This is a genomic window from Streptomyces sp. GbtcB6, assembly GCF_019091475.1.
In the GTDB taxonomy this organism is placed as follows: Bacteria; Actinomycetota; Actinomycetes; order Streptomycetales; family Streptomycetaceae; genus Streptomyces; species Streptomyces hyaluromycini.
The window spans coordinates 22,488-37,677 of sequence record NZ_JAGXJL010000038.1; the positions used below are offsets into that span (position 1 = coordinate 22,488).

The window sequence follows — 15,190 nt, forward strand, 5'->3', positions numbered from 1 at the left end:
GCCACGGCGTGGAACAACCTCGGCGCAGCCCTGTTGAAGGCAGACCGGACAGCCGAAGCAATCCAGGCCCACACCCGAGCCCGCGACCTATACCGATCTGCCGGGGACCGCCACCGCGAGGCCACGGCGTGGAACAACCTCGGCGCAGCCCTGTTGAAGGCAGACCGGACAGCCGAAGCAATCCAGGCCCACACCCGCACTCGCGACCTATACCGATCTGCCGGGGACCGCCGCCGCGAGGCCATGGCGTGGGGAAACCTCGGCGCCGCCCTTTCAATGACGGGCCAGTTGGGGGAGGCCATCGAGGCGTATGCAGAGGCTTTGGCCGCCTTTCAGGAGTTCGAGGACTGGTACGGGGCTGGCCAGACCCTCCAGAACCTGGCCACCGCCCACGAGTCCGCCCACCGCCCGGCCGACGCCCGCGCCCACTACCTTCAGGCCGCCGACGCCTACACCCGCGCCAACGCCCCCACCGAAGCCGCCCAAGCACGCGCCTGGGCCGCCGAACTCGACTAACCCCCTCACCACCCCCGAACCCCCCACCCCGGCAACACCGCCCACATCCGCGTCCCACCCCCGGGTTCCCGCCCCTCCCCGAACCCCCACTCCCCCTCACACGCCCGCACCACGCACCCCAGCACCCGCAGCGCGGCCCGCCTCCGCACCTCGCAGGCCTCCGCCACCCGTGGGTGACGATGCCGAGGATGCCCGTCGTAGAGGATCACCCGCAGCGCGTCCTCCCGGTACCGCAGCGACACGTACACGTCCTCCCCCGGCGTGAACCGGCAAGCGCACGCGGCCAGTTCGCTCACCACCTGGACCGCCGCATCCGTCAGGCCCTCCAGCCCGTGCACCTTGAGGACGACCCGCGTGGCCGCCCGCGCGACCCGGCAGCTGGCCGCCCCCGCGGGCAACGTGAAGCTGTAGGCGAGCGTGTCCGGAGAGGGCGCCGCCACCTCCGAGACGTCGTCCGTGACGATGGGACAGGACGTAGCCATGAGTAACTCCTCTTCTGCAGACGGGATTTGAGGCACACACTCGACCCCACCGGTGGCCTGTCGCGCGAACCCGGGCAGGCTCGCGCGATGCACTTCCGGTGACGTCGATCCGTAAGCGACCCATCACCGACTGTAGAGCATTCGAGGAGTACACGTACTACTCTCCGCGGAACCGGCCGGTGGACCAACCCCCCGTCTCAAGGCAGACTGACCCCGTCGACAGCCAGCCGCGAGGGACCACATGCCGCCGAGAAGCACACCGACGGAACGTCAGCGCCGCCTCGGCGAGGAGTTGCGCCGGATGCGGATCGCGGCCGGGATGACCACGGAGTACGCCGCCGGCCTGCTGGGCGTACCGCGCACCAACGTGCCCAACATGGAGTCCGGCCGCTCCGGCATCAGCCCCGAACGCGTGCGCACCCTCGCCGACAATTACGGCTGCACGGACCATGCCTTCGTCATGGCACTCGCCGCCATGGCAGGCAGCCGCGAGAAGGGCTGGTGGGAGTCGTACCGAGGGCAGCTCCGGGACGGCTTCATGGACATCGCCGAACTGGAGTGGCACGCCACGCGGCTGCGCATAGCGGTTACCGTGCACATGCCCGGACTCCTCCAGACCGAGGAGCACGCACGCGCGGTCTTCGGTGCCGTCTTCCCGCCCCTCGCCCCGGCCGACATCGACCTGCGCACCGCCCACCGCATGGACCGGCAGCAGGTTCTCGACCGCGCCGAGCCCCCTGCCCTCGACGTGATCCTCCACGAGGCGGCCCTGCGTATGGAGTTCGGCGGGCCGAAGGTGGCGAGGCGACAGCTCGACCACCTGCTGCGCATGTCCGAGCGCGACAGCGTCACCGTCCGGGTCATCCCGTTCAAGGCGGGCGGCTTCCCCGGCGCCGGGCAGTCCGTCGTCTACGCCGAAGCCGCCGTACCCCGCCTCGACACCGTCGAGCTGGACAGCACCCACGGTCCCGAGTTCATCGACACGGAGGCACAGCTGGGCAAGTACAGGGCCCAACTCGACGCGGCCACAGCCGTGGCCCTGGGCGCCGGCGCCTCCCGCGACTTCATCCGCACCCTCGCCGACGACCTCTAGGAGCACCCCGTGCCGGACATCACCTGGGAAGAACCCTTCTGCGGCGAAGGCGCCAACTGCTTCCGCCTAGGCACCGACCCCCAAGGCAACGCCTACATAGCCGTCGCGGGCCAGGAGGACACCTACCTCACCGACACCCGCGAAGCCCTCCGCACCCTCATCCGGGACATCAAGGCCGGCAGAGCCGACCATCTGCTCTAGCCCTCCAACACCCCCGGCCGGAACGGCTCCACCCCGACCACCCGTCGTACCTTCACCGGTTCGATCAGCAGCATCACCCGCCGCTCTCCCGGCAGCAGCCACGGGTACCGGTCCTCCCCGATGTACTTCCGGGTCAGCCGGTCCATGGACCGCTCCGCCTCCTCCCCCTCCACGAACCGCACCACCCGCCCCCGGATCTCCACCCGGTCGTAGGGGTTGTCCGGGTCGTGGTGCGAGAGCGAGACGGCGGGGTTGCGCCGCAGGTTCTCCTCCTTCACGCGGCCGATCGCCGTGTTGACCATGACGAAGTCGCCTTCGAGGTCAACCCACATGGGCGACACCTGCGGCGCACCGTCCGGCCCGACGGTCGCGAGGTGCCAGAAGTTCGGCGCCAGCAGCCGCTCACGAACGTGCTCGTCCAACCTGCCTGTGCGGTCCACGGAATACATAGGGGCATCCTCGCCCCGTCCCTGTCCCAACAAACCAGCAAACCAGCAAACCAGCAAACCCCCGCAGACTCATTGACCTGACTAGACCACTCCACTTACCTTCACACCGCAAGAGAGACGAACCCCCAGGCCACAGTGCAGTGGCCGCCGAGGAGGTCGTGCCCGTGCGCCCCACCGCCGTCAGCATCCTTGCCCTCTCCCTCGTCACCGCCGCCGCCTCCCTCACCGCGTGCGGCAGCGGATCCGGGAGCAGTCCCGACACCGTGAAGATCTCTTTCAAGCAGTCCACGGACAACTCCATCAAGGTGATGGACACGTATCTCGCGGACATCAAGAAGCAGTTCGAGAAGGAGTACCCGGGGAAGAAGGTCGAGCTCGTTCCGATCAAGGCCCCGGATTCCGAGTACTACACGAAGCTGCAACAGATGCTCCGGTCGCCCCGGACCGCTCCCGACCTGGTCTACGAGGACACCTTCCTCATCAACTCCGACATCACCAGCGGGTATCTCAAGCCCCTCGACTCCTACCTCGCCAAGTGGCAGGACTGGGGGCAGTTCATCGACACCGCCAAGGCGGCTGCCCAGGGTGAGGACGGGAAGACGTACGGCGTCCCGGACGGGACCGACACCCGTGGACTCTGGTTCGACAAGCGGGTGTTCAAGAAGGCCGGGCTGCCCACCGACTGGCAGCCGAAGACCTGGGACGACGTGCTCGCCGCCGCCCGGACCATCAAGGAGAAGGTGCCCGGCGTCACGCCTCTCAACGTCTACACCGGCAAGCCCGCCGGCGAGGCCGCCACCATGCAGGGCCTGGAGATGCTGCTGTACGGGACCAACGACGGGACCAGCGACCCGCTGTACGACAAGACCAGCAAGAAGTGGATCGCCGGGAGCCAGGGGTTCAAGGACGCGCTGTCCTTCGTCGAGACCGTGTACAAGGAGAAGCTCGGGCCGGACATCTCCGACGCCCTCGACCCCAACTTCGGCACCGCCGTCCGCGGTGAACTCCTCCCCCAGGGCAAGCTCGGCATCGACCTCGACGGGTCCTGGCTGCCGCAGGACTGGCTGAAGGGCAGCGGGCACGAGTGGCCGGACTGGTCCAAGGACCTCGGCCTCGCCTACATGCCCACCCAGCACGGCCAGGCGCCCGGCAAGGTCAGCATGTCCGGTGGCTGGACCTGGGCCATCCCCAGCAAGGCGTCCAACCCCGACCTCGCCTTCGACTTCGTCAAGACCATGCAGACCAAGGCGAACGCCCAGAAGTGGTACATCGCCAACTCCGGGATCGCGGTGCGCAAGGACGTCGGGAGCGATCCGTCGTACACATCCGCCCAGCCGGGCATCAAGTTCTTCACCGATCTCGTCGCCAGTACCCACTACCGGCCCGCCTACCCGGCCTACCCGAAGGTCTCCACCGCCATCCAGGAGGCCATGGAGAGCGTGACGACCGGTGACGCGTCGGTCGACAAGGCGGCGAGCCAGTACGACTCGACGCTCAAGGACGTCACCGACGGCCAAGTGGTCACCCAGTGAGCCACCCCGTGAGTCACGCCGTGATCAGCCGCCGGCTGTTCCGCGCTCTCCCCCTCACCCCCGCCCTGGTCCTGCTCCTCCTCTTCCTCGGCGGGCCCATCGTCTACTGCGCCTGGATCGCCTTCACCGACCTCCAGCTCACCGGCCAGGCGCACTCCTCCTTCGTCGGTTTCGCCAACTTCCGCAGGGCGTTCCACGACGACGCCTTCCTGAACGCCGTATGGCTGACCCTCGTCTTCACCGTGCTGTCCGCGCTCGTCGGGCAGAACACGCTGGGGCTGGCGCTCGCCGCGCTGATGCGGCGGGCGTCGAAGCCGGTACGGACGCTCACCGGCGGGATCGTGATCACGGCGTGGGTGCTGCCGGAGGTCGTCGCCGGGTTCCTGCTGTACGCCTTCTTCCGGCGGGAGGGGACGCTCAACGCCATCCTGGACTTTCTCCATCTCCCGTCCCAGAACTGGCTGTTCACGCTTCCCATCCTGGCCGTGTCGTTCGCCAACGTGTGGCGGGGCACCGCCTTCTCGATGCTCGTCTACTCCGCCGCCCTCGACGAGATACCGAACGAGATCGAGGAGTCGGCGGAGGTCGACGGCGCCGGCGGCTGGCGGCGGATGTGGCACATCACGCTGCCGATGATCCGGCGGTCCATCGGGACGAACCTGATGCTCAACACCCTCCAGACGCTCTCCGTCTTCGGGCTGATCTGGGTGATGACCAGGGGCGGCCCGGGGGACAAGAGCCAGACCCTGCCCCTCTTCATGTACGAACAGGCCTTCCAGAACAGCATGATCGGGTACGGCACCGCCGTCGCCCTGCTGCTGCTCCTCGTCGGCTCGCTCTTCTCCGTCGTCTACATGCGGCTGCTGCGCACGGAGGTGTGAGCCGAAAGATGCCCCGCAATCGCCACCGCTCGCGCCGCCTCGCCGCCGACCTCGGGCTCCTCGTCGTGGCCGCCGCCTTCGTGCTGCCGCTCGCCTGGGTGCTGCTCTCCGCCGTCGACCCGCACGCCGATCTCCGGGTGCGGATCCCGGACGGGTTCACCTTCGGGAACTTCGACGCGATCCTCACCCCCGACATCACCTACACCCCGCTGCTCAACAGCCTGATCCTGTGCGGGGGCGCCACCGCGCTCACCGTCGTGTGCGCCGCCCTCGCCGCCTACCCGCTCTCCCGCTACCGCTCCCGGCTCAACCGGCCGTTCCTGCTCTCCATCCTCTTCGCGACGAGCCTGCCCATCACCGCGATCATGGTGCCGGTGTACGCGCTGTTCGTGCGGATCAACCTCATCGACACCATGCAGGGCACGATCCTGTTCTTCGCCGCCTCCCAGCTCCCGTTCGCCATCTGGCTGATGAAGAACTTCATGGACGGCGTACCGAAGGAGCTGGAGGAGGCCGCGTGGACGGACGGCGCCAACTCCGCCCAGTCGCTGGTGCGGATCGTGCTTCCGCTCATGGGACCCGGTCTCGCCGTCGTCACCGTCTTCGCCTTCGTGATGATGTGGGGCAACTTCTTCGTCCCGTTCATGCTGCTGCTCTCGCCGGACCAGATGCCCGCCTCGGTCAGCATCAACGACTTCTTCGGCAACCGCGGCACCGTCGCGTACGGCCAGCTCGCCGCCTTCTCCGTCATCTACTCGACGCCGGTGATCCTGCTGTACGTCCTGGTCGCGCGGCGGTTGGGAGGCGGGTTCGCGCTGGGCGGCGCCGTCAAGGGATGAACAGGTCACACGTACAAGGGAAACCGTACGTTCGTACAATCCGTGTTCCTGGCCGAACGGACCGTAGTCAGTGCCCTTGACCGCCCCTACCTTGTCGGCTGTGCGCCGACCCCCAGCTCTGCCGAACCAGCCAGGTCCTCCCTTCAACGCCCCCGCCGCCCGCAGACTCCGTGCCGCTCTCGGCATGGGTCCCGAACATGTGGCCCACGATCTGCGGGCCTCGTACGGGCTGCCGTACGCCACGCCCGATCTCGTCCTCGCCTGGGAGCGCGGCGCGGTGATCCCCAGCAGTCCCGAACTCACCGCGCTGGCGGGCGTGTTGTGGTGCGCCCCGGGCGAACTGATCGGCCGGCCGCGGACTCTGCGCGAGCACCGGATCGCGCGCGGGCTGGCTCCGGAGGACGTGGCGCTGGCGGTCGGGCTCGACCTTCTCGGGTATCTCGCGATGGAGGAGGACGAGGAGTGGCAGGGCACGGAGCGGCAGTCCGCCACCCTGGCCGACATCCTCCGGCTGTCCCTGCCGGACTTCATCACCGTCACCGGCAAGGAGGAAAAGCTGGCGGAACTGCTGCGGGGCGCGGTCACCACCCGCTGGCAGGCCTATGTCCGCCAGGTGGGCAAGGTCGTACCGCTGGACAAGCACCTGATCGAGGACACGCTGCGCGATCTGCACGAGCGCTACCAGGGCCAGATGACGGCAACCCTGGCCTGGGGCAATATCCCGACAGCCGATTCGGCCGAGGACAGGGGAAAGGACTTCCTGACGGGGATCGTCACCCATTTCTGGGAGCGGACGGACAGCGCCCCGTAAGGGGCGCGGGGCTGTGTTCGATATGCGGCTCCGCCGCGTGGGCGCGACCAGCCCCCACGCACCCGCACCCGGAATCGAAACCCCAGCCCTAGAAGACCGACTCCGCCTCGTCCATCCGGTCCTTCGGCACCCTCTTCAACTCGGTCACCGCCTCCGCGAGCGGCACCATCTCGATGTCCGTCCCCCGCAGCGCCGTCATCTTCCCGAAGTCGCCCCGGTGCGCCGCCTCCACCGCGTGCCACCCGAACCGCGTCGCGAGGACGCGGTCGTACGCGGTCGGCGTGCCGCCCCGCTGCACGTGCCCGAGGATGACCGGCTTGGCCTCCTTGCCGAGCCGCCGCTCCAGTTCGTACGCCAGGGCCGTGCCGATGCCCTGGAAGCGCTCGTGGCCGTACAGGTCGATCTCGCCCTTGCCGTAGTCCATCGTGCCCTCGGCGGGGTGCGCGCCCTCCGCCACGCAGACCACGGCGAACTTCTTGCCGCGGGCGAAGCGCTCCTCGACCATCTTGACCAGGTGGGCGGGGTCGAAGGGCCGCTCGGGGAGGCAGATGCCGTGGGCGCCGGCCGCCATCCCGGACTCCAGGGCGATCCAGCCGGCGTGCCGGCCCATCACCTCGACGACCATCACCCGCTGGTGGGACTCGGCGGTGGTCTTCAGGCGGTCCATCGCCTCCGTGGCGACGCCCACCGCCGTGTCGAAACCGAAGGTGCGGTCGGTGGACGAGATGTCGTTGTCGATGGTCTTCGGGACGCCGACGACGGGCAGACCGGCGTCGGACAGCATGCGGGCCGCGGTCAGCGTGCCCTCGCCGCCGATCGGGATCAGCACGTCGATGCCGAACTCCTCCGCCATGTCGGTGGCCCGCTCACAGGCCTCGCGCAGACGGTCCCGCTCCAGTCGCGACGAGCCCAGGATCGTGCCGCCGCGGGCCAGGATGCCGCCGACCGCGTCCAGGTCGAGGGGGACGTAGTGGCCTTCGAGCAGACCCCGGAAGCCGTCCTCGAAACCGATGACCTCGTCGTCGTACTGTGCGACAGCCCGATGTACCACCGATCGGATGACGGCGTTCAGGCCGGGGCAGTCGCCGCCTGCGGTGAGAACTCCGATGCGCATGGTGGTGTGTCTCCTGCTCGCTGTCGTTACCGGTGAGCCGATCCGATTGTTTCATGCCGCGCGGGTGGGTGGAGTCCTGACGGGCGCCTTATCCGGCGTCGGGGGTATTGTCAAGAGGGTTCCGCTCACCCCGGTGGGCGATTTTTGTGCGGCTATACAGAGACGGAGTGCACACGTGACGCGCAGCGTGTACGTGACCGGGATCGACCGCGGCGACGGCCGGCAGGTCGTCGAGCTGGGCGTGATGGAGCTGCTGACCCGGCAGGTCGACCGGGTCGGTGTCTTCCGCCCGCTCGTCCATGACGGTCCCGACCGTCTGTTCGAGCTGCTGCGTGCCCGGTACCGCCTCTCCCAGGACCCGGCGACCGTCTACGGCATGGACTACCACGAGGCCTCCGCCCTCCAGGCCGAGCGCGGCGCCGACGAACTGGTCTCCACCCTCGTCGACCGCTTCCACCTGGTCACCCGCGACTACGACGTCGTCCTCGTGCTCGGCACCGACTTCGCCGACACCCAGTTCCCGGACGAGCTGTCCCTCAACGCCCGGCTCGCCAACGAGTTCGGTGCCTCCGTGATCCCGGTGGTCGGCGGCCGCGACCAGAGCGCGGAGTCGGTGCTGGCGGAGACCCGGAACGCGTTCCGGGCGTACGACGGTCTCGGCTGTGACGTGCTGGCGATGATCGCCAACCGGGTGGCCCGCGAGGACCGCGACGCGATAGCCGAGCGGATCGACGGGCGGCTGCCGGTGCCGGTGTACGTGCTGCCGGACGAGCCCGCGCTGTCCGCTCCGACGGTCGCGCAGATCGCCCACACGCTCGGTGCGAAGGTGCTGCTGGGCGACGAGTCGGGGCTGGCCCGGGACACCCTGGACTTCGTGTTCGGCGGCGCGATGCTGCCGAACTTCCTGCCCGCCCTGACCCCGGGCTGTCTGGTGGTGACGCCCGGCGACCGCGCCGACCTGGTCGTCGGCTCGCTGGCCGCGCACAGCGCCGGCACCCCGCCGATAGCCGGCGTGCTGCTCACCCTGAACGAGCGGCCCACCGACGAGATCCTCACCCTCGCCGCCCGCCTCGCCCCGGGCACCCCGGTCCTCTCGGTGGCCGGCAACAGCTTCCCCACCGCCGCCCAGCTGTTCTCCCTGGAGGGCAAGCTGAACGCGGCCACCCCGCGCAAGGCGGAGACCGCGCTCGGCCTGTTCGAGCGGTACGTCGACACCGCCGGCCTCAACAAGCGGGTCTCGGCGCCGAGCACCGGCCGGCTCACCCCGATGATGTTCGAGCACAAGCTCCTGGAGCAGGCGCGTTCCGACAAGCGCCGGGTCGTGCTGCCGGAGGGCACCGAGGCTCGGGTGCTGCATGCGGCGGAGGTGCTGCTGCGCCGGGGGGTATGTGACATATCACTGCTCGGACCCGTCGACCAGATCCGCAAGAAGGCCGCCGACCTCGGTATCGACCTCGGCGACGCCCAGCTGATCGACCCGGTCACCTCGGAGCTCCGGGACGCCTTCGCCGAGCAGTACGCCCTGCTGCGCGCCCACAAGGGCGTGACGGTGGAGCTGGCGTACGACGTGGTCGCCGACGTCAACTACTTCGGCACCCTGATGGTGCAGGAGGGCCTGGCGGACGGCATGGTCTCCGGGTCCGTGCACTCGACGGCGGCGACCATCCGGCCGGCCTTCGAGATCATCAAGACGAAGCCGGGGTCGTCGATCGTCTCGTCCGTCTTCTTCATGTGCCTCGCGGACAAGGTGCTGGTCTACGGCGACTGCGCGGTGAACCCGGACCCGAACGCCGAGCAGCTCGCCGACATCGCCGTCCAGTCCGCGGGTACGGCCGCCCGGTTCGGCGTGGAGCCGCGGATCGCGATGCTGTCGTACTCCACGGGTACGTCGGGTTCGGGGGCGGACGTGGACAAGGTGCGGGAGGCGACCGAGCTGGCGCGCTCCCGGCGGCCCGATCTGAAGATCGAGGGGCCGATCCAGTACGACGCGGCGGTGGAGCCGTCCGTGGCCGCCACCAAGCTGCCGGGCTCCGAGGTCGCCGGGCAGGCCAGTGTGCTGATCTTCCCGGACCTCAACACCGGCAACAACACCTACAAGGCCGTGCAGCGGTCGGCCGGCGCGATCGCGGTCGGGCCGGTGCTCCAGGGGCTGCGCAAGCCCGTCAACGACCTGTCCCGGGGCGCCCTCGTCCAGGACATCGTCAACACGGTCGCCATCACGGCGATCCAGGCCCAGCACCCGGCCGAGTCCCCGGCCGGGTTCCCGAGCGAGAAGGCAACCGCCCAGTGAGCCCCAGTCCGACCCGTGTCCTCGTCCTCAACTCCGGCTCCTCGTCGGTGAAGTACCAGCTGCTGGACATGCGGGACAGCAGCCGGCTGGCGGTGGGGCTGGTCGAGCGGATCGGCGAGCAGACCTCGCGGCTGAAGCACACCTGCCTCGGCAGCGGTGACACTCGCGAGGCCGTCGGGCCGATCGCCGACCACGAGGCCGCGCTGAAGGCCGTGGCGGAGGAGCTGGGGCGGGACGGGCTCGGGCTGGACTCGCCGGAGCTGGCCGCGATCGGGCACCGGGTGGTGCACGGCGGGATGTTCTTCACCGAGCCGACGGTGATCGACGACGCGGTGCTCGCCGAGATCGAGCGGCTGATCCCGGTCGCCCCGCTGCACAACCCGGCCAACCTGACCGGGATCCGCACCGCGCAGGCGCTGCGCCCGGACCTGCCGCAGGTCGCCGTCTTCGACACGGCGTTCCACACGACCATGCCGGAGTCCGCGGCGCGTTACGCGATCGACCCGAGGATCGCCGACCGGTACCGGATCCGCCGCTACGGCTTCCACGGCACCTCGCACGCGTACGTGTCCCGGGCGACCGCGAGGCTGCTGGGAAAGACACCGGAAGAGGTGAACGTCATCGTGCTGCACCTCGGCAACGGGGCGTCCGCGTCGGCCGTCCAGGGCGGCCGGTGCGTGGACACCTCCATGGGCCTTACGCCTTTGGAGGGGCTGGTGATGGGAACCCGTTCCGGTGATCTGGACCCGGCCGTCATTTTCCATTTGGCCCGGGTTGGCGGAATGTCCATGGACGAGATCGACACTCTTCTCAACAAGAGGAGTGGTTTGTTCGGTCTGTGCGGTGACAACGACATGCGGGAGATCAGGCGCCGGATCGACGAGGGCGACGCAGCGGCACAACTCGCCTTCGACATCTACGTTCACCGCCTGAAGAAGTACATCGGCGCGTACTGCGCCGTCCTCGGCCGGGTCGACGCGGTGGCCTTCACCGCGGGCGTCGGCGAGAACGCGGCCCCGGTGCGGGAGGCGGCCGTGGCGGGTCTGGAGGGGCTGGGGCTCGCGGTCGACCCGGGGCTGAACGCCGTACGAGGGGACGAGCCGCGGCTGATATCGCCGGCCGGTGCGCGCGTCGCCGTCGCGGTGGTGCCGACGGACGAGGAACTGGAGATCGCGACCCAGACGTACGCGCTCGTCGGCACCGGATCGGCACCGGTCGGAAATAACAGCTGAGCACATTAGCGCCCATTTGTATCTTCCACCAGACGGAATATTCCGTAGCGAAACAAACCGATAGGATCGCCCCATGCGCCGTTCGAAAATCGTCTGTACTCTCGGCCCCGCGGTCGACACCCACGAGATGCTCGTCGCCATGATCGAGGCCGGCATGAACGTGGCCCGGTTCAACTTCAGCCATGGCTCGCACGCCGAGCACCAGGGGCGGTACGACCGCGTCCGGGCCGCCGCCAAGGAGACCGGCCGTGCCATCGGCGTCCTCGCCGACCTGCAGGGCCCGAAGATCCGTCTGGAGACCTTCGCCGAGGGACCGGTGGAGCTGGAGCGCGGTGACGAGTTCGTCATCACGACCGAGGATGTCCCGGGCGACAAGACCATCTGCGGTACGACCTACAAGGGCCTGCCGGGCGACGTCTCGCGCGGCGACCAGATCCTCATCAACGACGGCAACGTCGAGCTGAAGGTCCTGGACGTCGAGGGCGCTCGGGTGAAGACGATCGTCATCGAGGGCGGTGTCGTCTCCGACCACAAGGGCATCAACCTGCCCGGCACGGCCGTCAACGTGCCCGCGCTGAGCGAGAAGGACATCGAGGACCTCCGGTTCGCGCTGCGCATGGGCTGCGACCTGGTCGCGCTGTCCTTCGTCCGGGACGCCAAGGACGTCAACGACGTCCACCGGGTCATGGACGAGGAGGGCCGCCGGGTCCCCGTCATCGCCAAGGTGGAGAAGCCGCAGGCGGTGGAGAACATGGAGGACGTCGTGATGGCGTTCGACGGTGTGATGGTCGCGCGTGGCGACCTCGCCGTCGAGTACCCGCTGGAGCGGGTCCCCATGGTGCAGAAGCGTCTCATCGAGCTGTGCCGGCGCAACGCCAAGCCGGTGATCGTGGCGACCCAGATGATGGAGTCGATGATCACCAACTCCCGTCCGACCCGCGCCGAGGCCTCCGACGTGGCCAACGCGATCCTGGACGGCGCCGACGCGGTCATGCTGTCCGCCGAGTCCAGCGTGGGCGCGTACCCGGTCGAGACCGTCAAGACGATGTCGAAGATCGTCCAGGCGGCCGAGCAGGAGCTCCTGAGCAAGGGACTGCAGCCGCTCGTCCCGGGCAAGAAGCCGCGCACCCAGGGCGGTTCGGTCGCCCGTGCCGCGTGCGAGATCGCCGACTTCCTCGGCGGCCGCGGCCTGGTGGCCTTCACCCAGTCCGGCGACACCGCCCGCCGGCTGTCGCGCTACCGCGCACAGCAGCCGATCATCGCCTTCACCACCGACGAGAACACCCGCAACCAGCTCACCCTCAGCTGGGGCGTGGAGTCGCACGTGGTGCCGTTCGTGAACAGCACGGACGAGATGGTCGACATGGTCGACCAGGAGATCGCCAAGATCAACCGCTTCAACCCGGGCGACACCGTCATCATCACGGCCGGTTCGCCCCCCGGCGTCTCCGGCACCACCAACATGCTCCGCGTCCACCACATCGGCGACACCGGCAGCAAGTGACGCACCCGTAGCGGGTCTTGTACGACACCGAGGGCGCCTCCTGTGACAGGGGGCGCCCTCGGCGCGCGGCCCGGAAGAGACGCAGGGCAAGACTGTGCCCCGCCGAGTCGGTACTCGGCGGGGCACAGTCCCTTTGCGGCTCCCGGACGGGTCTGTGGCGGCGGTCAGCCGGTTCCGTCGGTCGTGTAGACGTGCATCCCGGGGATGTGCAGGGTGCCGCCGAACTGCGCGGCCTGGGTGACCTTGACGTTGGTGAAGTAGATCAGCGGGATGTTCAGCGGCGGCGGGTTGTTCACGTCGAACGTGATCGGGATCAGGCCGAAGAGGTTGCCGGAGATGGACTCCGTGTACATCGTCGTCGAGCCGTTGCGGATCGTGGACGTGGAACCGGACGCGGCCTGCACGTGGTAGGTCTTGCCGATGTTCGTGTCCTTGACCGTCTGGTGCAGGTCACCGATGTCGGTGCCGCCCGAGATGACGTACTTCAGCACCTTCTTCTTCTCGCCGCTGGCCGTCTTCACCTCGACGATGCCCTGGTAGTCGGCGCTCTTCAGCGTCAGCGAGCTGGCGCTCAGGTACCAGGGGTCGTCCGCCACCGGCACCTTGTTGTCGACACCGCTCGTGTCGTCGGTGGCGACCTCGCAGTTGTCGGCCGACGCGCTGGAGCTGGCGGAGGCGCTCGGCGAGGCGCTGGAAGTGGCGTCCGCGGCCGCCTTGGTGGCGTCGTCCGCCGCCTTGGTCGCCGTGTCGGTGGTGTCCTTCACGGTGTCCGTGACCGTCTTGACGGTCTTGGAGACGGTGTCCGAGGTCGAGCCGGAGTCGCTGCTGCCGCTGTCGCTGCTCGACGACTTGTCCGAGGAGGACGAGGACGACGACGAGTCCGCCGAGGCGGAGGCCGACGGCGACGGGCTCGCAGTGGAGTCCGACGAGGACGAGCTCGTCGTACTGCCGCCGCTCAGGATGCTGCCGATCGCGTCCCCGATCGAGTCCAGCAGGCCGCCGCTGCTGCTGCTCGCGGAGGCGGACGGCGACGGGGTGGCCGTGCTGCCGGAGTCCGACGAGCCGGAGGAACCCGAATCGCCCGAGGACGAGGACGACTCGGAGGCGGACGGCGTCGGCGTGGCCGCGTCGCCGGAACCTGAATCCGACGAGGAGGACTTGCCGGACGACGTCGAGCCCTGCGAGTCGGACGAGGCCGTGGCGGACGGCGTGGCCGAGTCCGTGGCGTCGTCGCTCGCGCTCGCCGAGGCGGAGGGCGAGGCCGAGTCCAGGGCCGCGACGCAGTCCTTGTAGTCCTCGGCGAGGCTCTTCGACGACGCCGACGACGTGTTGTTGGTGTCGGCGATCGCGAGCGTCGACGTGAACCCGAAGCCCATGAGCACGGCCGTCGGCATCGCCACGGAGGCTATCGCCTTGCCCGCCGGCATGTGGAACCTGGTGAACAGCGGCTTCTTGGGTGCCGCATGGCGCGGCCCGGTTCTCACACGGGACTCGTCCACATCAGTCCCGTGGGTCACCTCGTCAGCCGGCACTGTGCCTCCCGTTCGCCCCGTTCACCGGGCTCGTTCCTGACAGGTCGTTCTCCCCCAGTGCCTTAAGGGCCTGGGAGGTGCCCCCATCGTCCACGCCGTCCGGGCCCGTGTAGTAGGCGGCCGCCTCCGGTGCGTCGTCCCCGGCCGGCGGGATCTCGCCCTCCGGCTGCGGCTTCGGGGGCGCACCCGGGGACCAGGCCACGGCCATCGCACCGCCGACGAGGGCGAGCAGGAAGCCCATGACGAAGCCACCGAAGTTGGACACGGGGAGGGACACCAGCGCCAGCAGGATCGCGGCGATTCCCGCGAACGTGCGGATGTGCTTCTGGTACCAGAGGCTGATGCCCAGGACGACGAGCAGCACGCCGATGATCAGGGATCCGGCACCCGCGGTGGTCGCCATGGCCACCGTGAGGTTGCCGATCTGGAGATGCGCGTACGGGAAGTACATGATCGGGAAACCGGCGAGCAGGATGTACAGACCGGCCCAGAACGGCCGCGTGCCCCGCCAGGAGCGGAACTGCAGCCTCCGGCGGGTGAACTGGCCGGGTGCGGCAGGAGTCTCGGCGCTCATGGAAAACAGCTCCCTGGTGCGGCGTTGCTGTGGTGGTGATGTTGTGTGGTGCGGTGGTTGTTCCTTGTACCGCGCGTGAAGACCGTGGGGAGAAGGTGGAGGGCGGGGGTGCCGTCGGCTCCCCCGCCCGTCACAGAGTG

Annotated in this window: 15 protein-coding genes; 10 read left to right on the forward strand and 5 right to left on the reverse strand. The window is 69.0% G+C overall.

Translation table 11 applies throughout. The features are described 5' to 3' along the window. A partial coding sequence (locus KVT45_RS40810; RefSeq protein WP_217554454.1) for a tetratricopeptide repeat protein occupies positions 1 to 516 on the forward strand: 516 nt, incomplete at its 5' end. A 5-nt stretch (positions 517 to 521) separates the two neighbouring features. Here KVT45_RS40810 and KVT45_RS40815 read toward each other — a convergent pair. After that, positions 522 to 998 carry an ATP-binding protein gene (locus KVT45_RS40815; RefSeq protein WP_217554455.1) on the reverse strand — a complete coding sequence of 159 codons (477 nt, stop codon included), beginning with the start codon at positions 996 to 998 and terminating at the stop codon, positions 522 to 524. Positions 999 to 1,239: 241 nt separating this feature from the next. Here KVT45_RS40815 and KVT45_RS40820 point away from each other — a divergent pair, with 241 nt between their 5' ends. Both KVT45_RS40820 and KVT45_RS40825 read left to right on the forward strand, forming a co-directional pair. Beyond that, entirely contained in the window at positions 1,240 to 2,091 is an 852-nt protein-coding gene (locus KVT45_RS40820) for a helix-turn-helix transcriptional regulator (RefSeq protein ID WP_217554457.1), read from the forward strand. Between the two features lie 9 nt (positions 2,092 to 2,100). After that, positions 2,101 to 2,292 carry a hypothetical protein gene (locus tag KVT45_RS40825; protein WP_217554459.1) on the forward strand — a complete coding sequence of 64 codons (192 nt, stop codon included), beginning with the start codon at positions 2,101 to 2,103 and terminating at the stop codon, positions 2,290 to 2,292. Here the strand turns inward: KVT45_RS40825 and KVT45_RS40830 are convergent. Next, positions 2,289 to 2,741, reverse strand: coding sequence for a PPOX class F420-dependent oxidoreductase (locus tag KVT45_RS40830; RefSeq protein ID WP_217554461.1), 453 nt, complete (start codon positions 2,739 to 2,741; stop codon positions 2,289 to 2,291). The two genes, KVT45_RS40825 and KVT45_RS40830, sit on opposite strands and share 4 nt — an antisense overlap. Before the next feature lie 164 nt (positions 2,742 to 2,905). Between KVT45_RS40830 and KVT45_RS40835 the strand changes: the two genes are divergently transcribed. From KVT45_RS40835 to KVT45_RS40850, 4 genes are all read left to right on the forward strand, one after another. Continuing rightward, positions 2,906 to 4,273 carry an extracellular solute-binding protein gene (locus KVT45_RS40835; RefSeq protein ID WP_308311018.1) on the forward strand — a complete coding sequence of 456 codons (1,368 nt, stop codon included), beginning with the start codon at positions 2,906 to 2,908 and terminating at the stop codon, positions 4,271 to 4,273. 8 nt (positions 4,274 to 4,281) lie between these two features. Further along, positions 4,282 to 5,154, forward strand: a complete 873-nt coding sequence (locus KVT45_RS40840) for a sugar ABC transporter permease (protein WP_308311019.1) — start codon at positions 4,282 to 4,284, stop codon at positions 5,152 to 5,154. A gap of 8 nt (positions 5,155 to 5,162) precedes the next feature. Beyond that, positions 5,163 to 5,993, forward strand: a complete 831-nt coding sequence (locus KVT45_RS40845) for a carbohydrate ABC transporter permease (protein WP_217554465.1) — start codon at positions 5,163 to 5,165, stop codon at positions 5,991 to 5,993. A 100-nt stretch (positions 5,994 to 6,093) separates the two neighbouring features. Beyond that, positions 6,094 to 6,804 carry an XRE family transcriptional regulator gene (locus tag KVT45_RS40850; protein ID WP_217554467.1) on the forward strand — a complete coding sequence of 237 codons (711 nt, stop codon included), beginning with the start codon at positions 6,094 to 6,096 and terminating at the stop codon, positions 6,802 to 6,804. Positions 6,805 to 6,892: 88 nt separating this feature from the next. On the opposite strand, the gene KVT45_RS40855 is transcribed toward KVT45_RS40850, so the two are convergent. Next, entirely contained in the window at positions 6,893 to 7,918 is a 1,026-nt protein-coding gene (locus KVT45_RS40855; RefSeq protein ID WP_217554469.1) for an ATP-dependent 6-phosphofructokinase, read from the reverse strand. 175 nt (positions 7,919 to 8,093) lie between these two features. Between KVT45_RS40855 and pta the strand changes: the two genes are divergently transcribed. From pta to pyk, 3 genes are all read left to right on the forward strand, one after another. After that, positions 8,094 to 10,208, forward strand: a complete 2,115-nt coding sequence (gene pta, locus KVT45_RS40860) for a phosphate acetyltransferase (RefSeq protein WP_217554470.1) — start codon at positions 8,094 to 8,096, stop codon at positions 10,206 to 10,208. Next, a complete protein-coding gene (locus tag KVT45_RS40865) occupies positions 10,205 to 11,440 on the forward strand; it encodes an acetate kinase (protein WP_217554471.1) in 1,236 nt (411 codons plus the stop codon). The genes pta and KVT45_RS40865 overlap by 4 nt, the downstream gene beginning before the upstream one ends. A gap of 73 nt (positions 11,441 to 11,513) precedes the next feature. Next, complete coding sequence (pyk, locus tag KVT45_RS40870) at positions 11,514 to 12,944, forward strand: pyruvate kinase (RefSeq protein ID WP_217554472.1); 1,431 nt, start codon at positions 11,514 to 11,516, stop codon at positions 12,942 to 12,944. Between the two features lie 164 nt (positions 12,945 to 13,108). Here the strand turns inward: pyk and KVT45_RS40875 are convergent, their stop codons facing one another. After that, the gene (locus KVT45_RS40875; protein ID WP_217554473.1) at positions 13,109 to 14,476 is read right to left on the reverse strand and encodes a hypothetical protein; all 1,368 of its coding nucleotides are present in this window, start codon (positions 14,474 to 14,476) and stop codon (positions 13,109 to 13,111) included. Further along, positions 14,466 to 15,050, reverse strand: a complete 585-nt coding sequence (locus KVT45_RS40880) for a DUF6114 domain-containing protein (RefSeq protein WP_217554474.1) — start codon at positions 15,048 to 15,050, stop codon at positions 14,466 to 14,468. Before KVT45_RS40880 ends, KVT45_RS40875 begins: the two co-directional genes overlap by 11 nt. Positions 15,051 to 15,190: the final 140 nt, after the last annotated feature.